Genomic DNA, 22,617 nt, shown 5'->3' with positions numbered 1-22,617 from the left:
GGACTAGTCCTGTAGCCAATCGGTCATTGGCGCGCGCGGATGATCGATCAGGCTTGCAAACTCCCCCGGCGTCACGCCCATCGTTCGACGAAAAGCCGCACCGAACGCGCTTTCGGAACGAAAACCCGTCTTCCGCGCCACAAACGAGATGCTTCGACCGAGTGCCAGAAGTTGCATCGCGTGATGAGCCCGCAATCGCATACGCCATTCCGAGAAGGTCAATCCGGTCTCGGCCGGAAACCTTCGTGTGAGAGTCCTCGTACTGACTTTTGCGTCGGTGGCCCACTCCTCGACCGATCGGGTGTCGGCCGGGCTGGCAACCAACTGGTCTGCGATCTGCCGAAGCCACGGCGTCGTCGGCAGCGGTACATCGAAAATCAGTCGTGGAACGGGTTCGACGAGATCGATGGCAAACGCCTCGGCTCGCCGACGCGCCGCGTCCGTCAAGTCGTCTCGGGTGAGGTGATCGAGTACTTGTTCGAGCAGTGGAGGGGTGGACAAGGCCACCACACGATCCAACCCGGTCACATCGGATGCCACCAACCACGTGCACGACAATTCTGTGCCGCTGCGCGCCGTCACCTCGTGGGGAACAAAGGACGGGATCCACAGACTGACTCCGCTCGGCACCGTGTACACAGTCTCCGGAGTACGGACCTCGAGAACACCGTCGATCGCCCACAGCAATTCGTGATCGCTGTGGCGGTGCATCTCCCACGTGAAGTCGGAATCGACGGCCAGCCGATTGGTCGCCAACCGCAAGTACCCGTCGGCACTGACGCGCAGCGGTCGAACGACGCGTTGCCACTCGGACAGTTCGTCGAGCGGACTGCTGAGCGGGTAGTCGATCTGCTCGCTCACCGCAGCGTCGACAGTTCGGGATGTCCGAACAGGCCAGGCAACCCACCGGTGTGCAGGAAGACCGTTTTTGATCCCGCAATGATGGCTTCGTCCTTCACGAGTTGGATCAATCCCGCAAAGGCTCGGCCGGTGTACGTCGGGTCGAGGAAGATGCCCTCAGTACGAGCCAAACATCGGATCGCGCCGGCTGATGCTTCCGTGAGCGTCGAATATCCTTGTCCAACTTGGTTTCGCAGGATCTGAAGATCTGCGGCTCGCGCGGTCGGACCAGGCATCTCGTCCAACAACCCAGCGACAGTCGACACCGGGTCGGCAACAGCCCCGACGTCGACGCCCACAACTCTGTCGACGCCCAGATGCGCGACAAGGCCTGCCATCGTTCCACCCGATCCGAGTGCAACCACGACGCGATCGACGCCGGCGAGTTGCTGTTCGATCTCGCGTGCGCAGTCCACGTATCCCTGCGCAGCCACCGCGCTGGTACCACCGAAGGGAATGACAAAAGGTACACCGCCCGAGTCCGCGACGGCCTGCACCGCGGCGTCGAGCGCGGATGCCGTGTCCGCACCGGCCCAGACGATCTCAGCGCCCGCGAGTGCATCCAGAACGAGATTTCCCTGCGCGGATTCCGGCTCGGCACCACCGAGCACCAGCACACAACGCAATCCCAAACGGGCTGCTGCCGACGCAGTCAAGCGAGCGTGATTGCTTTGCGGTGCACCGGTAGTGATCAGAGTCGTCGCGCCGACGGCCAAAGCCTGAGCGCAGGTGTACTGCAGCTTTCGGATCTTGTTGCCGCCGCCGCCCAGGCCAGTGACGTCGTCACGTTTGATCCACAGATCTTCCGGCCCCAATCCGAGTGCCTGCGCGCAACGCGCCAGAGGTTCGACGGGCGTCGGCCAACTGCCCAAGCTGATCGGCGGAACGGCGGAACTCAACATTTGACGAGTCTAGTTCGACCGTGCACCTACAGGCTGGGCTCGCATACAGTCGGGACATGGGAACTTTCACGACGACCACACGTGATGTACCGCTGACCGTCAGCCGACCGGATTCGCCGAGTGAACCGAGACATGCGGTAGTAGTTCTCCAAGAAGCGTGGGGCGTGAACCAACACATCGAGAGCATCCTCGAACGCCTCGTCGATGCCGGCTACCTTGCCGTCGCCCCGCATCTCTACCACCGCGGCGCACAGACCTCCTTCACCGACTTCCCGTCCGCGAAGGATGCGCTCATGGCACTCGACAGCACAAGCATCGGCCACGACGTACGTGCCGCCGTCGACTACAGCCGATCCGAGGGAGCAGACAAAGTCGGCTCCCTCGGATTCTGCATGGGCGGCACCGCATCCCTGTGGTGTGCCGCCGTACCCCTCGTCGATTCCGCTGTCACGTACTACGGTGGCGGCGTTGCAGAAGCCCGATGGGATGGGATTGCCGCAGGCACCGAACTCGCTGCGCAACTGCAGGTCCCATGGCTCGGCCATTACGGCGACTTGGATCCGAGTATCCCGCCGGAGAGCGTCGAGCAATTGCGCGCAACCGCGTCCGATCTCGCCCGGGTGTACCGTTATTCCGACGCCGGCCACGCGTTCAACAACGACACTTCGACCAGCCACTACGCCCCGGATTCTGCTGCCCTCGCCTGGACCCGCACTATGGAGTTCTTCAACGAAACCCTTTGATTGCCAGCGCGAGTCAGGGCACCCGCTTGACCACCGTGCCGGTGATCTCGTCCTGAACCTGCTCAGCCGTCACCGCTCGACTCTGTGCCCGACGTGAGCGGGTGAAGTAGTAGATGCCGATCACGGCGAGGACAAACGGTACTCCGAACACCAAGGTCATCTTGAAATCCTCGACCCACAACGTCGTGACGAGGATCGCGACCATGAGGACACCTCCCAGTATCGTCCCCACCGGGAAGAACGGAATCGTGAAGGAGAGTGTCCGTCCTTCGCTTGCCATCCGCTTGCGAAAGAACCAGTGCGTCACGAAGATCAGCAGCCACGTCGCCATCGCCCCGAACATCGACAGCGAGATCATCAAGGTGAATGCCTGCTCGGGAAAGAGCACGTAGACGATGGTTGCGACGGCGATACCCGACGTCGACAGCAGCAAGGCATTGACCGGTGAGCCGTTGGCCCTGACCTTGCCGAGAATGGCCGGCGCGTCACCAGCACGTGAGAGCGAGAACATCATTCGCGAAGACACGTACAACTGACTGTTCATCGCGGACAGTGCGGCAATGATCACCACGAAGTTCAGCACACTGTCTGCGCCCGGGATCTTCACGACCTGCATCACCGTGACGAAGGGACTTCCGCCGCTCAAGATCTTGTCCATCGGAGCGATTGCCAGAATCAGGGCAAGCGTTGCGATGTAGAAGACGAACAGTCGGACGATCGTCACACGGAACGCCTTCTTCACCGCCACCGCGGGGTTTTCCGCCTCACCGGCTGCAATGGCGATCATCTCGATGCTCAAGTAGCTGAAGATCGATACGATCACGGCAAACCACATGCCGGACAAACCATTCGGGAAGAATCCGCCACCGGCCGTGTAGTTGTGAAATCCGTAGTCCGGGTTCCCGCTACCGAACACTACGTACGCTGCCATCACGATGAATGCCACGATCGCGAAGACCTTGATCGTCGAGAACCAGTACTCCATCGTTCCGAAGGCCTTGACGTTGAACATGTTCACGCCGATCAGCACCCCGGAGAACAACACGATCCACAGCCATGACGGTACGTCGGCGAACCAGAACTGCATATATTCACCGATTGCGGTGACCTCGGTACCGACCGCGAGGACGATGCACGACCAGTAGAGATAGCGAACGAGGAAGCCGATCAACGGTCCGACGTAGAACTCTGCGTACGCACCGAACGAACCCGATGTCGCATGCGCGACAGTCATTTCGGCGAGGGCGCCCATCAGCAGCAGGGCGATCAACCCGCCGATCGCGTAACTGATGATGACGCTCGGGCCGGCAAATCCGATGGCGAACTTACTGCCGAGGAAGAGTCCGGTGCCGATTGCACCACCGAGCGCGATCATGCTCATCTGCTTGGGGCCGAGTTCGCGTTTGAGACCTGATTCTCGCTGCTGAATGTTTTTGAAATCACTCATGAAAGCTCCTTGCGAAAGGCGGTACCTCCCGGTCCGCGGAAACTTGGAAGAATCAGGTGACTGCGTCGCGCTCGCGGAATTCGGGGCGATCCCAGGACTTGTTCTCGAGGATGTCTCGCAACACGTCGACGGCGTTCCACACGTCGGCGTATCCGAGATAGAGCGGAGTGATACCGAACCTCAGCACTCCGGGTTCGCGGTAGTCGCCGATGACGCCCCGCGCGATGAGAGCCTTCATGATGGAATAGCCCTCGGGATGAACAAAACTCACGTGCGATCCACGACGCTCGTGTTCGCGCGGCGTGATCAACTCCAAACCGTAAGCAGCGCAACGCTCCTCGACGAGGCTGATGAAGAGATCGGCCAGCGCGAGCGACTTGCTGCGGATGTCGGCCATGTCAGCTTTGAGCATGACGTCGAGACCACACTCGACGAGTGACAACGACGTGATGGGTTGAGTACCACTCAGAAACCGTCGTATTCCTGCGCCGGGTTCGTAGGCCGACTCCATCGCAAATGGTCGCGCGTGCCCCCACCACCCGGACAGCGGCTGGATTCCGGTGTTCTGATGGCGACGGTTGACCCAGATGAATGCAGGTGAACCCGGACCACCGTTGAGGTACTTGTACGTACACCCCACCGCGAAGTCGGCGTCGGCACCGCTCAGATCGACAGTGACGGCGCCGGCCGAGTGTGCGAGATCCCAGATCATGAGGGCGCCACGTTCCTGCACTGCTGCAGTGACTTCCGTCATCGCATACAGGTTTCCGGTGCGGTAGTTGACGTGCGACAACATCACTACGGCGGTGTCCGGTCCTACTGCTTCGGTGAGGTCGCCCGGTTGGTCGATCAGGCGTAGTTCGTATCCCTGATCGAGCAGCGAGATGATGCCCTCCGCAATGTAGAGGTCAGTGGGGAAATTGTCGCGCTCGGAGACGATCACCTTCCGGCTGGGATCCTGAGCAGCCGCGATGGACAGCGCGGAGGCCAATGCCTTGAACAGGTTGATCGACGTCGAATCCGTTACTACCACTTCGCCTTCACCTGCTCCCAGCAACGGGGCAAGTTTGTCACCGAGGCGGACCGGGAGGTCGAACCATCCAGCCTCGTTCCAACTGCGAACCAAGCCGTTGCCCCACTCGTCGCCGATCACTCTCGCGGCGCATTCCTGCGCGGCAATGGGACGCGCGCCGAGCGAGTTTCCGTCGAAGTAGAGAACGCCCTCCGGAATCGCGAACTCGCGGCGGAACTCCCTCAGGGGATCCACTGCGTCGGCCTTGACGCAGTCTTCCAACGAAAGTGTGGTTGTCGATGTCATGACGATTCTTCTCCTGCATGTGTCGGCGTTGAGGGTGATGAAGGCAGAGTCCGGAGCACGGCCCGTACCGGGCTGGCATCGAGGTCGAGGAACTTCAGCGGCAGTGCGATCAACTCGTAGTAGCCTTCGTCGACGTCGTCGAGGCAAAGTCCTTCGAGGATCGCGACGCTACGATCGCTTGCCGCGTGGTGCCCGTCCATGGTCTTGCTGTCCATCGGATCGAACGAGGCGCCGTCGATTCCGATCAGAACTCCACCGCGGTCGGCGAACCAGTGGGTCAGCTCCGGAGATACACCGGCGAAGTCGTTGTCCCACTCGCGTGGGTACTTCGGGTACGTCCTCAGAATCAGCCGTTGCGGCAGATGGCCGCCGAGTCGCTCCACCGTCTCTTCGACGGGCCTGATGCAGGCGGCACCGTCGACCCCCGTCATGTCGACCACCAGTGCTTCGCCGAGATAGGGCTCGAGGGGAACGGAACCAATGGTCGCGCCGTCGATGCGAGTGTGCGCCGGCGCATCGGCATGAGCACCGATATGAGGAGTGGTGGTGATTCGGTTGATGGTGACGGCGTCACTGCCGCCGAGGTCGGACGTGACAGCCCGGTTGAAGGCGGTATCACCTGGCCACACGGGCGTCGATTCGGAGATCGGCGGGCTGATGTCGATCAACCGCGCCCTCCAGTCGCCCGTGTGTCCGTCGCCCGCGTGTCGGCCGATCCTCGGAAGCATCCAGACCCCTTCGTCGCAACAGTCGACTGTGTAGATCTCGACCGTTTGATAATTCGATGTGTTTGGCAAAAGCTAGGATCATCGACGGGCGCGGTCAATAGATGCTGAATATTTTCGCGACGGCAGGGAGAAATCGGATGATAAATGCGATCGAACGGGCAGCTGCCGCAGCTCGGCCGAACCATGTTCGGCTCGACGACGTCGATACGGCGATTCTCCGCGAACTCGTCCGGGATGCACGCATCCCCAACAACGCACTCGCCGAGAAGGTCGGGATAGCGCCGTCGACCGCTCTGGCGCGGATGCGCGCTCTACGCGAATCGGGCGTCATCAAGGGGTTTCACGCAGACATAGACCTCGAGCTACTCGGCCTCGAGATCTCGGCGATGGTGTCGATTCTGATTCACTCCCACGCCAGAAGTCGGATGACGGAAATTGCCGAGCACCTGAGCGGACTGGATTCCGTTCAGCGAGTGTTCCTGATGAGTGGGGACCGTGATCTCCTGGTGCACGTGTCGTGTGAATCCCCCACTCGGCTTCGCGATTTCGTCAGCGCGCACCTCAACGATCCGGCCATCGCCAATACCCAGACCAACCTGATCTTCAGCGAACTGAGTCAAGGCGGCTGAACTGCAGCTGTCGTCAAGGCCGATTCGGTGTACTCTCGTAACCTTCGTCTCCGGACGGAGTACGCGGAGCGCTGATCAATGTCGGAACACAAGCAAATGCAACCCCCGGACTACCACCGATGCCTCGAAACGGTGTTCTCCTCACCCGCCGCATGCCGCGAGATACTGGAAAGACTGTCCAAGATGACGGAGGCAGAAGTCCAATCGCGATGGTCGCCGTGGGTTGACCAGGAACCCCCACCCTTCGGTTCGCATGTCAAGGATCAAGTACCCGCAGAGGTGCAGTTGGCGGCGCTACAAGTCACATACGATTCCCATCGAAAGTCGACTATGGCGCTGTGGCGCCAGTTGTCGGACATCATGGGCATCCCCGTCATGCAGGAAAGCCTCGTCGAACTCATCTGGAGTGTGCGCATGACGATCGAGCGGCTCAACAACCGAATCGAGATGCTCGAAAACGCAGCTACACAATCGGGCAAACCTGCTCATGACGCATGAGATGACTGTGTTCATCCCACTAAAGTCGAACGGCATGTTGCCACTCGGGTTGTCCATGCTCTGGGAGTCGGTGGAGTCGGAAGCCGCTCTGAAGCAGCGATTCGGATTCAACAGCTTCGGCGCAGCCACCCATTGGGTCTCGGCGGTACTCGAGCAGACTTGGGGATTGACGGCCCTCGAGTGCTCGCGAATGGCGATCAGTGACCAGAACGCGATTGTGTGGGTTGCGAGCGACCGAGGTGGGCTGGTGGTGAAGTGGTCGCGCGACACAGAGCGCTTCGCGAACCTGGAGGCGTCGACGCGACTGCTGAGCGCACTCGCCGGGCAGGGTGTGCCCGTTCCGTCACCAATCACGTCCCTGAACGGATTGGACCGGGAAACACTGCTGGACCGGGAAACACTGGAAGGGCCTTCGTGCGCAGTGTCATTCACCGTACTGCCGGAGTTGGCGGGAGATTGGTTGGACGTGCAGGACCGCGTGGCGGTCCGTTCGGCAGGAGCATGTCTGGCAGAAATACACCGAACGCTCGGCGCCACCCATGTCGACGGATCGGTTTTCTCGTCGCGCAGCACCGGGTTGAAGGAGCGCATCGGTGGTTGGCTCGAGAATTTCGACCGCGGGTTCGCGCCTGAGGCAACGCGTAGGCTCGTGGGCCTCCTGGCGCGTGCGTCCGAGCTCGATGACCAAACTCAACTGGTACACAACGACTTCCGTGCAGCCAACATCTTGACTCGAAACTCTCGGACCACCGGAGTACTCGACTTCGACGACGTGGTGATCGACCACCGGGTGAGCGACCTGGCCAAGGCAAGCGTCTATCTGGGCACCCTGTTCACCGATTGGCGACCGACACCGATCGCGGTACGGCAGAGCCTGCGCGCCGGCTACGAATCCGTCCGTCCCCTCAGCCGATCCGAGACAGAATGGTTCGAGATCCTCGAACTGTGGCACGGCCTGATGGCAATCCCGGGTGAGAACGACACCGCCGGTTGGGCATCAGCGTTGTGACAAAAGTGGGGACGCCGGTACCGGCGTCCCCACTTCGCTTCTGATCACATCAGGATCCGGCGCGGATCCATTCTTCGAGATGCGGCGCCTCGGTACCGATCGTCGTGCCGTCGCCGTGACCGGTGTGAACCTTGGTCTCGGCGGGGAGCGCGAACAGCTTGTCGCGAATGGACCCGATGATGGTCGGGAAGTCTGAGTACGACCGCCCCGTTGCGCCGGGTCCACCGGAGAACAAGGTGTCGCCGCTGAACAGTTCCCCCGCCTCGGGCAGGTAGAGGCAGGTCGACCCCGGGGAATGGCCCGGTGTGTGGATGGCCAGAATGTCCGTACCCGCCACAGCAATACGCTGATCATCTTCCAAGCTCAGATGCTTCACCCCGGGGTGAGTCATCTCCCAGAGGACATCGTCGGCCGGGTTCAGGTAGATCGGAGCGTCGAGTTTCTCGGCCAGCTCCGGCGCAACGGTGACGTGGTCGTTGTGGCCGTGGGTGCAGACGATTCCGATCACCTTGCGTCCACCGACAGCGTCGATGATCGGCTGCGCGGTGTGAGCTGCGTCGACGATCACCACTTCGTTGTCGTCACCGATCAGCCAGATGTTGTTGTCGACGTCCCATGTTCCGCCGTCGAGGCTGAACGTGCCCGAGGTGACGACGCGATCGACTCGCAATGTCACAGGACCACCACCGAACGAAGGACCTCGCCGCGGTGCATCGTCTCGAATGCCTTCTCGACCTCGTCGAGCTTGATGCGCTCGCTGACGAACTTCTCGAGCGGCAGACGCCCCTGCTGGTACAGGTCGACCAGAACGGGGAAGTCACGCTCGGGCAGGCAGTCGCCGTACCACGACGACTTGAGGGCTCCGCCGCGCGAGAAGAAGTCCACCAGCGGCATTTCCAGCTTCATGTCCGGCGTCGGAACTCCCACCAGCACTACGGTTCCCGCGAGGTCGCGGGCGTAGAACGCCTGCTTCCAGGTCTCGGGACGGCCGACTGCGTCGACAACCACGTCGGCGCCGAAACCTCCGGTCAGCTCCTGGACCGCTTCGACGACGTCGTCGACCTCGGTGGCATTGATCGTGTGCGTGGCACCAAGTTCCGTGGCCCACTCCAGCTTTCGTGGATCCCGGTCGATGGCGATGATGGTATTGGCACCGGCCAGGCGTGAACCCATGATCGCTGCGTCGCCGACGCCGCCACACCCGATCACAGCCACCGAATCACCGCGTCCGACGTTGCCGGTGTTCATCGCGGCACCCATGCCGGCCATGACGCCGCAACCGAGCAGTCCGACGACAGCCGGATCGGCCGAGGCGGCGACCTTGGTGCACTGGCCTTCGTGAACGAGCGTCTTGTCTGCGAATGCGCCGATGCCGAGTGCCGGCGTCAGTTCGGTGCCGTCTTCGAGCGTCATCTTCTGCTCGGCGTTGAACGTGTCGAAGCAGTACTGCGGGCGGCCACGCTTACACGCACGACACTGCCCGCATACGGCACGCCAGTTGAGCACGACGAAGTCGCCCACCTCGACGTGAGTGACACCGGGGCCGACGCTCTCGACGATGCCCGACGCCTCGTGCCCGAGCAGGAACGGGTACTCGTCGTTGATTCCGCCGTCGCGGTAGGTCAGGTCGGTGTGGCACACACCGCACGCTGCAATGGCGACCACTACCTCGTTGGCGCCGGGATCGGGAATCGTGATGGGGACGATTTCGACGGGGGCACCCTTGGATCGGGCGATGACGCCGCGTACCTGCTGTGGCATGGCTTTGCTCCTGGCTTCGTGCGATTTGAGGACGTGTCGTCACATGGCGCCGTGTTTTCACATTGCGATATGTGCACTCGTTTAAAGGTTAGCCCGAAGCAGGTGCCCGCAACCCTGGTCGAACTGACTGACCGACCTGGCCGAAAGGACTAGGGCGCGGGCTTCACGCCGGCCTCGGCGCCCGCGGCGGCCGCCGCACCCCGACTCTCGACGCCCAATTTCCGCAGGACCCCGGTAACATGAAACTTGACTGTGCTCTCACTGACACCGAGTCGCTCCGAGATCGCCTTGTTGCGCCGTCCTGCCACCAGATGCTCGAGTACCTCGAACTCCCGCGGTGCCAGTTCGGTGAGGACGTCGCGGTTCGGTAGGGCGACGGGCGCGTCGAGCGGGATGGTTGCGCTGATCCGGTTCCCCCACCCGGGCGTCGACTCGGATTCGACGGTTCCACCCAAAGTCTCTACCCTCGAACGTAATTGGCGTTCCACGTCGATCACGTCGGCTTCACCACCACCGTCGTCGCGGATGTCGATCGAGAGCGAAGCCGCGTCGAGGGTCCAGGCCACCCGGATTCGCGAGAGCGTCTGCTGATCCGACAAGGCCAAGACCGCGCCGCGGACGACCGCGCGGGCGCCGTGCGCCACTTCACCGGGTAACCCACGCCCGTCGACGGGTGGCTCCACCAACTCCAACGCGATTTCCCGATGCTTGAGCAGCGAACGCAATTCCCCACGCATCCGCGCAAAAGCGGTGGTGGTCGACTCCTCGGCCAACTCGCGGTGCACGTCGACGGCCGAACGCAGGCCGATCAGGGCCGAAGCCGCAGTCTCCCTGGCCGAGGTTCGAGCACGCGTGTCGTCGAGATCCGCCGAGCGCAGCGTCGCCAGCATCGTCTCGAGGGTGGCCGCATGCACCTCCGTCATCTCTGCCACGGTGCGTGCACGCTCGGACGACGCTGCCCGCGACTCGGCGAGATATGCCGGACTCGCGTTCCGCACCTGGAGCTGAATTCCGGTTGCAGTCACCGCGAACAGTGCCTGGATCAATTCGAGGGATGCCGCCTTCACCGGTCCGGGGTGTGGCGTCAGCACGAGGAGGGTGTCTGTTCGATCGAGCATCGCGAGCACTTCACGGTCTCGGCCGGCGATAGCGCACTTTCCCCGAAATATCTGTCCGACAGTGAGATCCGTACGGATACGGTCGAGTTCGGCGATGGTCACACGATCGACGACGGCTGGATCCCCGGCAACCTTGCGCGGCCTACCGGTGCACTCACGGGTGAAGATCACCAGAGAGGTGTGCGGCGCCATGTCCGCGATCAGCGTCGAAAATCGTCGGCCGATTTCGGGAAGTGGTCCCACCAACACGTCTCGAAGGGCGGTGATCAGTAGCGCATTGTCGGTGGTGCTCACTGTTCAACGATAACCATCCGGTTCACTGGTGCAGCGTGGTCTTCATGAGCATCACGTTGTAGTCGGACCACGTGGTGGCGAGAAAGTAGAGGTCCTGCCCCTGCGACCAGGGGTGCATGTACGCGCCGTAGAGTCCCGGAACCTCGTCGGTGCCGATCACGACGTCCGGTGCGCTCCACGGGCCGGTCAGGTCCGACGCCGTCCGCAGCACCAACGCTCCCCACTCGTTGGAGTACATCGCGACGAACTTGCCGAGATAGTTGTTGTACTGCACCGACAGTTCGCTGACATCCCCGTCGAGAACTACCGCCGCGGCAGCGGGATTGTTGGGGACCCATGCCTTTCCGTCCCAGTATTCGTACGCCGCGACGTCCGCGATGGAGGCTTCCTTGACCCGCGAAAGGCGCCCCTCGCCGAAACGTCCCGCGGGGGTACCGAAGTTGTAGACGTAACCACCGTCTTTGACGAAGGAACCCATCTGGAAGTTGTCGTTCCCCGTCAACGGCAGATTGGGCCGGGACGAGGCCGGTTCGACCTGCCAGGTCTCACCGTTATCGTGTGAGGACGCGATCTGCGAGAAGTTGGTGACCCACTCGCCCGACCCTCCCCACGAGCGGATCGACATGTAATTGACGTATTGAACGCCACCCACCGAGATACCCGTCGTCGGAATGCTGCTGGTTTCGACGCCGGTGACTTTCAGACTTCCGATGATCTCGCGCGAGTGATTCGGTCGGTCGGTCGGTGAGGAGTCGATGTTCATGCCGTCGGACAGATTTCCGTCCGAGCTACGGAACAGGACGTTGCTGCGCCAGTCGCCGACCACCCCGGAGCACAGAGGATCAGATCCGATACCGACGGTGTCACCGAAAGCTGTCAGGACCTGACCTGCGCCGTTGTCCCACATGATGCCCAGATCCGTGCCGAGAACGTTGAACCGCTCGACGGTTTGGTTGGGGCTCAGCGCGCCCGTGATGTACTCGACCGCCGAGGTGCGGCCTTGCAATTCCGGCAGTTTGCCATCCGTGCCGTTGAGCCAGGGAATCGGATTGGTCGGCCCACCTGATTGATCCAAGCTCCTGGTGACATTGCAATCCCACGGGGATGCATTGGCCTGGGTCGCCCCCAAGACCGCGGTCGACGCGAGTACACACGTCACTGCTGCTGTCGATATCTTCCGCATCCGGCGCATCGCTCCCCTTTCGCGGGGGAGATCCGGACTCTACGAGGTGTGTTGCTCGACCGGATCGGTTCATCCACCCACGAGAACACAAGGTAACAGGTAAATCGGTCAATCAGGACAAAACGGGCTTATTCGGTGGAGATGGATTTCAACCATTTCTCCATCACGGCTGCGGCAATCTCGAGCCCCTGCGACTCGGCTGCACTCAACTGCTGCATGAAGATGCGCGGACCGTCCGCTCCCAGCGAAGCATGCAGCGAATCGCGGTACTCGGCCAGTTCCATCCACTCGCGCGCCACCGCGGAGGACGCTTCGAGGTGAAACTGAACGGCGTAACTCTGCTTGTATCGGAAGAGTTGATTCGGATACTTGGCTGAACCAGCGAGCCGAACCGCGCCGTTCGGAATGTCGAAGGTATCCGAATGCCATTGCATTGCAGGAAAAGTGGAGGGCAGATCTCCCCACACGGGATCTTGCCGGCCCTCGACAGTCAAGGTGATCTCCTCAACTCCGACTTCAGGCACAGCGCCCGTGTAGACGCGAGCACCCAGCGCCGCGGCGAGCAACTGCGAACCCAGACACACTCCCCACACCGGGACGTCGCTCTCGACCAGATCGCGAATGTATTCGATCTCGGATGCCAACCACTCGACCTCGCCCTGATCGCCGACGCCCATCGGCCCGCCCATCACGATCACGGCGTCGAACCGTCGATCGGCAGGAAGCGGGTCGGTGCCCAGAAGAACAGTCTGCACGTCTCCGTAGCTCTCCAGGACAGGCGAATACGCCGCTGGGGGTTCACACTGCGCGTGTCGTAGCTCCAGAAAATGCATGCTCGCGGTCCTTTCGCTCCCGATGCCTGTAAGCCTATGGCCCTTTCTGCTGCCGGTCGCGGCGGCGCCACGCTTGACAACTACTTGCCGTTTCCCGCACTCTGATCACCAAGACGTAGAATCCAATATATTGGATTCCAGAAGGGTGTACTTGTCACATGAGAATGGCCATGAGCGACCCCGTCATCGGAATACTCGGAGGCATGGGGCCCGCCGCTACTGCCGACTTCTACTCCAAACTCGTTGCGCTGACACCAGGTTCGACGGATCAGGAGCACCCCAAAGTTGTCATCTGGGCCGATCCCACCGTTCCCGACCGGACATTGGCACTCACCGAGAACGGCCCTGACCCCACCCCCTGGCTGATCCGCGGTGCGCGCGTTCTCCGAGAGTCGGGCGCGACGACGCTCGCCATCCCATGCAATACCGCCCACGCCTTCCTGCCCGCCATCTCGTCCCAACTGGGACTTCCCGTCGTCCACATGATCGACGAAGTCGCTCGGCACATCCGGACGCTCTCACCCGCCGTCACATCCGTCGGACTATTGGCCACCACGGGGACGGTCCGCACCGGGTTGTATCAACAATGGCTGTCGGAATACTCGATTGACGTCCTGGTGCCCGGACCTGCGATCCAGGACGAACTGGTGATGCCGGCGATCCGAGCAATCAAGAGCGGCAACGTCGGAGACGAGACCACCGACAAGCTCGTCAGGGCCGCTGATCTTCTCGTCGAATCGGGCGCGCAGGTCGTCGTGGCCGGATGCACCGAGATTCCGCTCGGACTGCCCGCCGACGCCACAACCTGTCAGATCATCGATCCGGCAACAATTCTCGCCCGCGCTCTGCTCCGGCGGGTTGCAGATGCCCGGAGACACCCTTCGATGGTCGTTTCGGGCTGACCTGCAGCAGGGAGGCTGCAGAGTACGATATCCAGTATGTTGCGTGGCGGTAAACCGGTTGAGCGAGCACGAATGAGCGACATCGCTCTCGAACGCATTCGCGAAGCGATCGTCACGGGTGAACTGGCGCCGGGCTCGAAGATCAAGGACAGCGAACTCGCCGAGTATCTGGGCTTGAGCAGAACTCCGGTCCGCGAAGCGCTCGCAAGGCTGGTCGACACCGGACTCGTGGAAGCGAAACCCGGTGCGTACACACGCATCACCACCCTCGACCGCGGCGACGTCGAGGCAACACTCGCAGTCATCGAAGCTCTCGACCAACTGGCCGTCGTCACCGCTGTACCGAATCTCACCGACGAGATGATCGGGGCGATGCGTTCGGCCAACAAGGACTTCGCTGCCGCCGTCAAGCGAAACGACATAGGCCGAGCCCTGACCGCTGACGATCGCCTACACAGCGTCATCATCGATGCTGCGGCGAATCCGCTGTTGAAGAAGCTGATTCACCAGGTTCACCCACAAATTCACCGCATCTACTACCGCAAGTTCTCGAGCCTCCTCGGGAGCCAGGACTCCGTCGATCATCACAACAGACTGATCAAGCTGTGCGCAGACCACGATGCCGAGGCGGCAGCGACGCTGTCAGCCGAACATCGACGCCATCTCGGCGGGCTGATCGGCGAACTTTTCGACGCCGACGAGTTCGCGCTCTCGGACTGACCGAGTCCGGGTACAAGTTTCGGCGCTTGCCTATATTGGTCATTGCCGATATAAATGACTGGTGCATGCATTCGACGTTCTCGGAGACCCAGTGCGGCGACGAATCATGGAACTCCTGTCCGGCGGCGAGCGCTCGGCGGGTCAGATCGCCGAAGTCGTGGCAGCGGAGTTCGGAATCTCGCAACCGACCGCGTCCGGACACCTGCGAGTACTCCGAGAAAACGGATTCGCCACCGTCCGCAGCGAAGGCACCAGGCGTCTCTATGCCGTCGAGCCCGCGCCATTGCAAGAAGTGGACCAATGGCTCGACGGATTCCGGCAGTTCTGGAGCGGCCCTCTCGACGCATTGGCCACAGAACTCGCACGCGGGAAACGACGCGGCTCGAAGCGGAGCAGATCTTCACAATCGAATTCTTCCGACGAAGGAGACTCACAATGACCGAGATCGCGAACCAGGACACCAGCCTCACCGCGGTGGAGCGGAGCATGGGTAACCGCGACATCGCAGAAGGTTCGGCTCGAACAGCCGTACTCAAGCGCCGCTACAACGCGTCGGTCGACGACGTCTGGGATGCCATCACGACCCCTGACCGCATCAACCGTTTCTTCCTTCCGGTGAGCGGAGACTTCCAGGTGGGCGGCTCGTACGCCTTCGAAGGCCAGGCAAGTGGCGAGATCCTGGCCTGCGACGCCCCACACCTGCTGCGACTGCAGTGGACACCGCCCGGCGATCGCGGATACAGCGATCAGGTCGAGATCCGGCTGACTGCCGACGGCCCCGACGCCACCTGGCTCGAGTTGGAGCACGCCTCCGTCGCCGATGTCTTCCGTAACGACCCGGACACCGGCTGCTACGGCGTCGGAACCGGCTGGGAAGGCCCACTTCACTACCTGGGCGAATACTTGCGCGGCACTCTCCCTGATGCGCCGAGCACCGAGTGGTACACCTTCGACGAAGCAGAGGAGCTTCGTCTGGCCAACTTCCGAGGGTGGGAGTGGGCAAAGATCGAGGCAGAGCACGGCGGCCGATAACGCCCAATTCTTCGAAAACGGTCACAGGATGGCCGTTAGCTTTGTATCGTGACCGAGCTGGACGTATGTCCAGCAGTTTTGGTGGCTTCCTTTCGTGCCACACCTGCTTCGGTCCACGAGAAGAGAGCTCCACATGGCGCCACAACCCGTAGTCGACAACGCGGCCACGACGCGACGCACGCACATCATCCGGACAGTTCTCGCTGTCCTCGTCATCGCACCGCTGTCGATTGCGGCGTTCTACATGTGGGCACTGTGGGATCCGGGCGACACGGTCAACCGCTTGCCCGTCGCCATCGTCAACGCCGATGCGGGCACAGAACTCGACGGAACACGTCTGCAAGCCGGCGATGAAGTTGTTGCCGCGCTCGTCGAGAGCGGAGACGTTGCATGGAAGATCGTCTCGGAACAGGAAGCCGCCGACGGCGTCAACGACGGCACCTATTACTTCTCGGTCGTCATTCCGAAAACTTTCAGCGCGGATGTGGCCAGTGCCGCATCGGGTTCGGGCCGCAAGGCCGAACTCGACGTCTTGTACAACGACTACAACAGTCTGGTCGCCGGCCCGGTCGGTGAAAGCATCATCGCTCAGGTGCGCTCGGCGGTCTCCGAGTCGATCGGCGAGCAGTCCATCGACCAGGTGCTGGTCGGGTTGGGTGAACTCGGAACAGGATTCGGTGAAGCAGCAGCAGGAGCGCAACAGCTGTCCGACGGATCCTCCGAAGCGCTTGCCGGAACCAACGAGCTCTACGCTGGAAGCAAGGAACTCGCCACCGGCATGGGCGAAGCAAATCAGGGCGGCAAGGAGCTGGCCGCCGGAGCCGGCGAGCTGGCTGCCGGAGCTGGCGAAGCTGCTGCAGGCTCGGGCGAGCTGAGCAGCGGACTCAACCAGTTGGTCGGGGGCACCGACGAACTCGGCGCAGGCGCCCGACAGATCAGCGAAGTGGTCGACATGGTCACCACCCCGGTACTCGACCTCGCGGGGTCCTCGGACGCCGTCGTCGGTCAGATCGACGCCCTCACGTCGATGCTTCGAAACTCGGCCGATCCGGTCTCCGCCGGACTCGTCGAAGCCCTGGCTGGACTGCGGGCTTCCCTGACTGCACAACCGTCGGACGACGACGTGATCGGTCAGCTCGGCCAGCTTCGCGACGGCGCGCGGGAAATCTCGCGGCAGCTCACTGATCCGAGCAGCGACTACCGTGGTGGGCTCCTTGCCGCCGCGGCCGGTGCAGGTGAACTCAACACCGGCCTGGGCCAACTGTCCGACGGCGCAGGCCAACTCGCTACCGGTGCACAGGAACTCTCCACCGGGCTGGGGCAGTTGGACACTGGAAGTATTGCGCTCCGTGACGGTCTCGGGCAGCTATCGGCCGGCGTCGGCGAGCTCGACGCGGGCAGCGCGGAACTCGCCACCGGTTTGTCCGACGGTGCCGCCCAGGTACCGCAGTTCACGGACGACGAGCGCGCCACCACGGCCAATCTCCTCTCCTCCCCGGTTGCCGTCGACGCGCGGAACAACTATCCCGCAGCCGGTTTCGGGCCGGGAGCCGTACCTGCCGTGATCTCGGTGGCACTGTTCCTGTGCGGAATTCTCACGTGGTTCGTCGTCCGCCCACGACGCGGACGTTCACTGAACTCGCACACCAGCGTGGTACGTGAGGGGCTGCGCCGCTACCGCATTCCCGCCCTGGTCACCTTGGTCGCGGCGCTCGTGTTGTCGGTGGTGTCACTGACCGTGGCAAACGTCGAACCACCTAGTGTTCTGGCGATGATCGCAGTGATGATCCTGGTGGGTGCCGCCGCGGTCAGCTCGGGCAGGCTCTTCACCGTTGTGTTCGGTGCCGTCAACGGAACCTTCATCGCTCTGGGCGCCTTGATGATTCAGATCTTCGCCTTCGGCGCGGTATACCCCATCGAACAGATGCCGACGGTTCTGCAGTGGCTGCACGCTCTGATGCCACTCACGTGGGCGCGCAACGCCATGCGCATGGTCCTTGTCGGATACTACGGCCCGAAATTCTGGGTGGCGGTAATCGCTCTGGCTGCCTTGGTGATCGGAGCCGTCCTGTTCACCATCTGGTGGCGCCGCCGACAAGAACCGCCGACCGACGCCGATGACGACGCGCCGATCACCGAGGAGATCGTGTACCTCCAGCAAACGCAAGCGTGAGCCGGATCAGCGAACGAGCGTCGTACGCATCAACATGACGTTGTAGTCGGCCCACGTGGTGGCAAGGAAGTACAGATCCGAACCACTGGACCACGGGTGGATGTATGCGGCGTAGATACCGGGAACCTCGACCAGATTGACCAGTGTCTCCGGTGCCGTCCACGGACCGACCGGACTGGGAGCGGTTCGCATCACGATCGAACTGAACGCGTCGGCGTACATCGCCACGAACTTGCCGAGGAACTCGTTGTACTGAACGGAGACCTCACCGATGCGGCCGTCCATGACGGGTACGGCCGCAGCGGGATCGGCAAGGATCCAGCCGTTTCCGTTCCAGTACTCGTAGGCGGAAAGATCGAGGATCGCCCCCTCGGGCACGCGAGAAAGTCGAACCTCGCCGGATCGTCCCGCGGGGGTTCCGTAGTTGTAGACGAACCCGCCGTCCTTCACCATCGAGCTCATCTGGAAGTTCTCGCTACCGGCGACGGGGGCGACACCCGCGGGAAGAACCCCACCGATGTTGGGGCGCAGAGTTTCCGGACGAGTGGTCCACGTCTCGCCGTTGTCCGAGGAGGTAGCAATCTGTGAGTAGTTTGTACTCCACTGCCCGGCCTCGCCCCAGTTGCGCACCGACATGTAGCTCAGATACTGCACACCGTTCACTGCGATGCCGCTCGTGGGGATGCTGGAGGCCTCGACGCCCGGAATCTTCAGACCGGAAATGATCTCACGCGCCTGAGCTGTGCCGTCCATCGGCGCGCTGTCGATGCGCATACCGTCGGCCAGTACCCGATCCGAGCTGCGGAAGAGTACATTGCTTCGCCACTCGCCCACCAAACCGTCGCAGCCGGGGTTACGACTGAGCCCGGTGGTATCGCCGAAAGCGGTCAGAATCTGCCCCGCACCGTTGTCCCACATGATGCCCAGGTCGGTACCCAGGACATTGAAGCGATCAACTGTCTTGTTGGGACTGTATGTGCCGGTGACCTTTTCGATCGCGGTAGTACGACCGGATAGACCTGGCAACCCTCCGGTGTTGCCGTTGAGCCACGGCGCCGCATTGGCCGGACCACCGCTACTACCGACGCCACTGACTCCGACGCAGCCCGGCGCAGCCATCGCCGGCGAAGCCACCGCCGTGACGGCAGCAGCTGCCAGAGCAGCAACTACCCCGAACACCCCCAACGATCTCCCCGCGCGAAACATGACTCCCCCATGGCCGGGATTGTTGGTGTTGTCGTCGTCGTTCCCCCCGAACCTCGGATAATCTAGCAACTGCAGTCACAGACAACCCAATCAGACAAAGGGACGAAAAGGCCTGAAAGTCATAGTAGTTCAGACTTTCAGGCCTTTTGGGACAGAGGAGATCGGTCAGTAGGTCAGCGCGCTCCGCTCGCACCGCCGTCGAGTGGAATCACCGCGCCGGTCAGATAAGCCCCGGCACGTGAAGCCAGGAAGATGGCAAGACCTGCGGCATCCTGGGGAGTTCCGACCCGGCCCAACGGGACCGAGTCCGCCACAGCCTTTGCACTCTGTTCGTCCTCGAGGAGGAATGCCATCATCTTCGACGGGAACGGGCCCGGCGCAATGGCATTGACCGTGATCTGTTCCCCCGCAAGCGTTGCCGCGAGCTTGCGCGTCAACATGTGCACCGCAGCCTTACTGGCTCCGTACGAGAAGTTCTCCGAACCCGACACCACGAGTCCGTCGATCGATCCGATATTGATCACGCGCGCGGGATCTTCCGCCGTGGCTGCAGACCGCAACTGCGGCAACAGCTTCTGCGTCAGGAGGAAGATTGCCTTGACATTGATGTCGAAAATCTTGTCGAAGCCGGCGGCCGGAAAATCGTCGACGGGAGCTCCCCACGTGGCACCGGCGTTGTTGACCAGTACGTCGAGCGTCGGCGAAATCTCGGCGACCTTCGCAGCGAGGCTCTCGATCCCCTCGTCCGTGGACAGATCGGCCGGATGCGAGATGCAGGTGCCGAACTCCGAAAGCTCTCGCGCGGCTTCGTCACAGGCTTCGGCTTTTCGGGCCGAAATGACGACCGTCGCTCCGCCTTCGACAAACCCGCGAGCGATCATGTATCCGATGCCGCGTGATCCACCGGTGACCACAACGGTCTTGCCACTGACGTCGAACAGTCCCTCGATCAAGCTCATGCGACCTCGAAAAGCCCGGCAGCACCCATACCGCCGCCGATGCACATGGTCACCACCACGAGCTTGGCTCCGCGCCGTTTTCCTTCAAGAAGAGCATGGCCGACCAGACGAGCCCCCGTCATTCCGTACGGATGGCCGACGGAGATACCGCCGCCGTCGACGTTGTACTTCTCGGGATCGATCCCGAGCTTGTCGCGGCAGTACAGGGCCTGAGAGGCGAAGGCCTCGTTGAGTTCCCAGAGATCGATGTCGTCGACCTTCAGCCCGTGAAGATCCAGCAGACGCGGAATCGCGAACACCGGTCCGATGCCCATCTCGTCGGGAGCGCAACCCGCGACAGCCATGCCACGGTAGATACCGAGAGGAGCCAACCCGCGGCGTTCCGCCTCGCCTGCCTCCATCAGAACCGACGCCGAAGCGCCGTCGGAGAGCTGAGACGAGTTGCCCGCAGTAATGGACGAATGAGCACTGACAGTCCCGTCGGCCAGAACCGGTCGCAGACTCGACAGCCCTTCCAACGTGGTGGAAGCGCGGTTGCCTTCGTCGCGGGTCAGCGTCACGGACTCGCTGCGGATCTCACCCGTCTCCTTGTCCTGCACCTGCTTGATCGAGGGCAGCGGGACGATCTCGAGATCGAACCGACCTGCGTCCTGGGCCGCTGCGGTCCGCTGCTGGGAGACGAGCGCGAACTCGTCCTGCTGCTCGCGGGTGACTCCGTAGCGCTCGGCGACGATCTCGGCCGTGTGCAGCATCGGCATGTAGATCGACGGCTTGTTTTCCTTCAGCCACGGATCAGCCGCGCGGAAGTTGTTCATGTGATCGTTCTGGACCAACGAGATCGATTCGACTCCGCCGCCGACCGCGATCTGCATTCCGTCGTCCACGATCTGCTTTGCTGCGGTCGCGATGGCCATGAGCCCGGACGAGCACTGACGATCGATCGTCATTCCGGACACCGAGTCCGGAAGCCCGGCCCGCAGTACCGCTTGCCGCGCGACGTTGCCGCCGGAAGAGCCCTGCTGCAGCGCGGCGCCGAGGATGACGTCCTCGACCTCGCCGCCCTCGAGGCCCGCGCGCTGAACTGCATTCGAAATGGCATGTGCAGCAAGCTCTTGAGCCTGAGTGTTGTTGAACGCGCCGCGGTACGCCTTACCGATCGGGGTACGGGCGGTGGAAACGATGACAGCTTGCCTCATCGGGGAATCCTTTCGTCGAACACGAAGTGCTGTGCGCCTTTATTAACCGCCGGGGGTTAATAAAGGCGCACAGCAAGAATCAGGGCTGGAACACGACGCGACCGACCGTGGTGCCGTCGCCGAGGCGACCGATACCGTCGGCAACGTCCGTCAACGACAACCGCTCACTGATCAGTGGTTTGACGAAGCCGGCATCGGCGAGCCTGGTGAGCTCGACGTGGCAGTCGTCGATGGCCTGCTGGTTGTAGGCCTTGTACAGCCCCCAGTGCAGTCCGATGATCGAATAGTTCTTGATGAGAGCGTGATTGAGTGCCGGCTGCGGGATCGTGCCACCGGCGAAGCCGATGATGACGATCCGTCCCTCGAAGGCGATGCACTTGGTGGACTTCGCGTATGCGTCGCCGCCGACCGGATCGAAGACCACGTCGGCGCCCTTGCCGCCGGTGAACTCCTTGACCGCTGCCACGAAGTCCTCACTGTGACGGTCTACGACGAGGTCTGCGCCGAGCTTGCGCGCGTACTCGGCCTTGTCCGGGCCGCCGACGACACCGATCACCTTGGCGCCCGCCGCCTTGCCGAGTTGCACTGCCGCACTACCGACACCACCCGCAGCAGCGTGGACCAACAACGTCTCACCCTCGAGCAGTTGGGTGCGGCGATGCAGAGCGAACCACGCTGTCTGATAGCCGATGCTCAGAGCGGATGCTTCCGCGTCGTCGAGAGCCGACGGCGCCGGGAACGTGTTGTTCTGATCCAGTACCGAGTACTCGGCGAATCCGCCAGACGGCAGACTCGGATTACCGATCACCCGGTCCCCCACTGCGAACTTGGTCACCGATTCACCGACCGAGACCACTTCACCACACAGTTCGACACCGGGTGTGAAGGGCAGTGGCGGCTTGATCTGGTACTCACCCCGGCACATGAGGACGTCGGGGAAGTTGGCCGGAGCCGCCAGCACCTTGACCAACATCTCCGTCGCATTCGGGGTGGGATCCGCGGTCTCCTCCAACGCGAGCACATCGCGGGGTTGACCGAGTTCGTTGACGCGCCAAGCCTTCACAGC

At 62.3% G+C, this 22,617-nt stretch carries 23 protein-coding genes; 9 read left to right on the top strand and 14 right to left on the bottom strand.

The window, feature by feature from the left end; all coding sequences use genetic code 11:
- Positions 1 to 3: 3 nt before the first annotated feature.
- Both G4D79_RS08230 and G4D79_RS08225 read right to left on the bottom strand, forming a co-directional pair.
- Complete coding sequence (locus tag G4D79_RS08230; RefSeq protein ID WP_099697128.1) at positions 4 to 861, bottom strand: AraC family transcriptional regulator; 858 nt, start codon at positions 859 to 861, stop codon at positions 4 to 6.
- Complete coding sequence (locus G4D79_RS08225; RefSeq protein ID WP_099697129.1) at positions 858 to 1,802, bottom strand: D-cysteine desulfhydrase family protein; 945 nt, start codon at positions 1,800 to 1,802, stop codon at positions 858 to 860. Before G4D79_RS08225 ends, G4D79_RS08230 begins: the two co-directional genes overlap by 4 nt.
- A 56-nt stretch (positions 1,803 to 1,858) precedes the next feature.
- Here G4D79_RS08225 and G4D79_RS08220 point away from each other — a divergent pair, with 56 nt between their 5' ends.
- Complete coding sequence (locus tag G4D79_RS08220; protein ID WP_099697130.1) at positions 1,859 to 2,545, top strand: dienelactone hydrolase family protein; 687 nt, start codon at positions 1,859 to 1,861, stop codon at positions 2,543 to 2,545.
- A gap of 13 nt (positions 2,546 to 2,558) precedes the next feature.
- Here G4D79_RS08220 and G4D79_RS08215 read toward each other — a convergent pair whose 3' ends face one another.
- From G4D79_RS08215 to kynB, 3 genes are read right to left on the bottom strand one after another with little or no spacing between them, the layout of a single operon-like run.
- On the bottom strand, positions 2,559 to 3,992 hold the full coding sequence (locus G4D79_RS08215) for an amino acid permease (RefSeq protein WP_003943087.1): 1,434 nt from the start codon (positions 3,990 to 3,992) through the stop codon (positions 2,559 to 2,561).
- Positions 3,993 to 4,044: 52 nt separating this feature from the next.
- Complete coding sequence (gene kynU, locus G4D79_RS08210) at positions 4,045 to 5,310, bottom strand: kynureninase (RefSeq protein ID WP_099697131.1); 1,266 nt, start codon at positions 5,308 to 5,310, stop codon at positions 4,045 to 4,047.
- Positions 5,307 to 6,038, bottom strand: a complete 732-nt coding sequence (kynB, locus tag G4D79_RS08205; protein ID WP_063315570.1) for an arylformamidase — start codon at positions 6,036 to 6,038, stop codon at positions 5,307 to 5,309. The genes kynU and kynB overlap by 4 nt, the downstream gene beginning before the upstream one ends.
- A 137-nt stretch (positions 6,039 to 6,175) precedes the next feature.
- Between kynB and G4D79_RS08200 the strand changes: the two genes are divergently transcribed.
- The 3 genes from G4D79_RS08200 (at position 6,176) to G4D79_RS08190 (ending at position 8,174) form a co-directional block, all read left to right on the top strand.
- The gene (locus G4D79_RS08200; protein WP_007730865.1) at positions 6,176 to 6,667 is read left to right on the top strand and encodes an Lrp/AsnC family transcriptional regulator; all 492 of its coding nucleotides are present in this window, start codon (positions 6,176 to 6,178) and stop codon (positions 6,665 to 6,667) included.
- A 183-nt stretch (positions 6,668 to 6,850) separates the two neighbouring features.
- A complete protein-coding gene (locus G4D79_RS08195) occupies positions 6,851 to 7,165 on the top strand; it encodes a hypothetical protein (protein WP_143542657.1) in 315 nt (104 codons plus the stop codon).
- Between the two features lie 34 nt (positions 7,166 to 7,199).
- Positions 7,200 to 8,174, top strand: coding sequence for a phosphotransferase enzyme family protein (locus tag G4D79_RS08190; RefSeq protein ID WP_099697255.1), 975 nt, complete (start codon positions 7,200 to 7,202; stop codon positions 8,172 to 8,174).
- Positions 8,175 to 8,223: 49 nt separating this feature from the next.
- Here the strand turns inward: G4D79_RS08190 and G4D79_RS08185 are convergent, their stop codons facing one another.
- The 5 genes from G4D79_RS08185 to G4D79_RS08165 all read right to left on the bottom strand — a co-directional run bounded on the left by G4D79_RS08185 (position 8,224) and on the right by G4D79_RS08165 (position 13,363).
- The gene (locus tag G4D79_RS08185) at positions 8,224 to 8,850 is read right to left on the bottom strand and encodes an MBL fold metallo-hydrolase (protein ID WP_007730862.1); all 627 of its coding nucleotides are present in this window, start codon (positions 8,848 to 8,850) and stop codon (positions 8,224 to 8,226) included.
- A complete protein-coding gene (locus tag G4D79_RS08180) occupies positions 8,847 to 9,935 on the bottom strand; it encodes an S-(hydroxymethyl)mycothiol dehydrogenase (protein ID WP_099697133.1) in 1,089 nt (362 codons plus the stop codon). Before G4D79_RS08180 ends, G4D79_RS08185 begins: the two co-directional genes overlap by 4 nt.
- 149 nt (positions 9,936 to 10,084) lie before the next feature.
- Positions 10,085 to 11,347, bottom strand: a complete 1,263-nt coding sequence (locus tag G4D79_RS08175) for a response regulator transcription factor family protein (protein WP_099697134.1) — start codon at positions 11,345 to 11,347, stop codon at positions 10,085 to 10,087.
- Between the two features lie 22 nt (positions 11,348 to 11,369).
- The gene (locus G4D79_RS08170; protein WP_099697135.1) at positions 11,370 to 12,539 is read right to left on the bottom strand and encodes a DUF4185 domain-containing protein; all 1,170 of its coding nucleotides are present in this window, start codon (positions 12,537 to 12,539) and stop codon (positions 11,370 to 11,372) included.
- Positions 12,540 to 12,658: 119 nt separating this feature from the next.
- Positions 12,659 to 13,363 (bottom strand): type 1 glutamine amidotransferase, encoded by a 705-nt coding sequence (locus G4D79_RS08165; protein WP_235867756.1) that lies wholly within the window; start codon positions 13,361 to 13,363, stop codon positions 12,659 to 12,661.
- A gap of 170 nt (positions 13,364 to 13,533) precedes the next feature.
- Between G4D79_RS08165 and G4D79_RS08160 the strand changes: the two genes are divergently transcribed.
- The 5 genes from G4D79_RS08160 (at position 13,534) to G4D79_RS08140 (ending at position 18,190) form a co-directional block, all read left to right on the top strand.
- Positions 13,534 to 14,265 (top strand): aspartate/glutamate racemase family protein, encoded by a 732-nt coding sequence (locus tag G4D79_RS08160; RefSeq protein WP_050655975.1) that lies wholly within the window; start codon positions 13,534 to 13,536, stop codon positions 14,263 to 14,265.
- 36 nt (positions 14,266 to 14,301) lie between these two features.
- Positions 14,302 to 14,985: a GntR family transcriptional regulator gene (locus tag G4D79_RS08155; protein WP_003942830.1), complete on the top strand. Its 684-nt coding sequence runs from the start codon at positions 14,302 to 14,304 to the stop codon at positions 14,983 to 14,985.
- 61 nt (positions 14,986 to 15,046) lie between these two features.
- Positions 15,047 to 15,424 (top strand): helix-turn-helix transcriptional regulator, encoded by a 378-nt coding sequence (locus G4D79_RS08150; protein ID WP_003942971.1) that lies wholly within the window; start codon positions 15,047 to 15,049, stop codon positions 15,422 to 15,424.
- Positions 15,421 to 16,017 (top strand): SRPBCC domain-containing protein, encoded by a 597-nt coding sequence (locus G4D79_RS08145; RefSeq protein ID WP_047269425.1) that lies wholly within the window; start codon positions 15,421 to 15,423, stop codon positions 16,015 to 16,017. The genes G4D79_RS08150 and G4D79_RS08145 overlap by 4 nt, the downstream gene beginning before the upstream one ends.
- 133 nt (positions 16,018 to 16,150) lie before the next feature.
- Complete coding sequence (locus tag G4D79_RS08140) at positions 16,151 to 18,190, top strand: YhgE/Pip domain-containing protein (protein ID WP_099697137.1); 2,040 nt, start codon at positions 16,151 to 16,153, stop codon at positions 18,188 to 18,190.
- Between the two features lie 6 nt (positions 18,191 to 18,196).
- Here G4D79_RS08140 and G4D79_RS08135 read toward each other — a convergent pair whose 3' ends face one another.
- From G4D79_RS08135 to G4D79_RS08120, 4 genes are all read right to left on the bottom strand, one after another.
- Positions 18,197 to 19,396, bottom strand: coding sequence for a DUF4185 domain-containing protein (locus G4D79_RS08135; RefSeq protein WP_064113694.1), 1,200 nt, complete (start codon positions 19,394 to 19,396; stop codon positions 18,197 to 18,199).
- Positions 19,397 to 19,569: 173 nt separating this feature from the next.
- Complete coding sequence (locus G4D79_RS08130; protein ID WP_020909426.1) at positions 19,570 to 20,355, bottom strand: RhlG family 3-oxoacyl-ACP reductase; 786 nt, start codon at positions 20,353 to 20,355, stop codon at positions 19,570 to 19,572.
- A complete protein-coding gene (locus G4D79_RS08125; protein ID WP_007730836.1) occupies positions 20,352 to 21,551 on the bottom strand; it encodes an acetyl-CoA C-acyltransferase in 1,200 nt (399 codons plus the stop codon). The genes G4D79_RS08130 and G4D79_RS08125 overlap by 4 nt, the downstream gene beginning before the upstream one ends.
- Before the next feature lie 79 nt (positions 21,552 to 21,630).
- Positions 21,631 to 22,614, bottom strand: coding sequence for an NADPH:quinone oxidoreductase family protein (locus tag G4D79_RS08120; RefSeq protein ID WP_042446288.1), 984 nt, complete (start codon positions 22,612 to 22,614; stop codon positions 21,631 to 21,633).
- Positions 22,615 to 22,617 lie beyond the last annotated feature (3 nt).

Origin of the sequence: Rhodococcus sp. WY5 (genome assembly GCF_018588185.1) — a bacterium.
Taxonomy (GTDB): Bacteria; Actinomycetota; Actinomycetes; order Mycobacteriales; family Mycobacteriaceae; genus Rhodococcus_F; species Rhodococcus_F qingshengii.
This window is presented reverse-complemented; position numbering and strand designations above follow the sequence as displayed.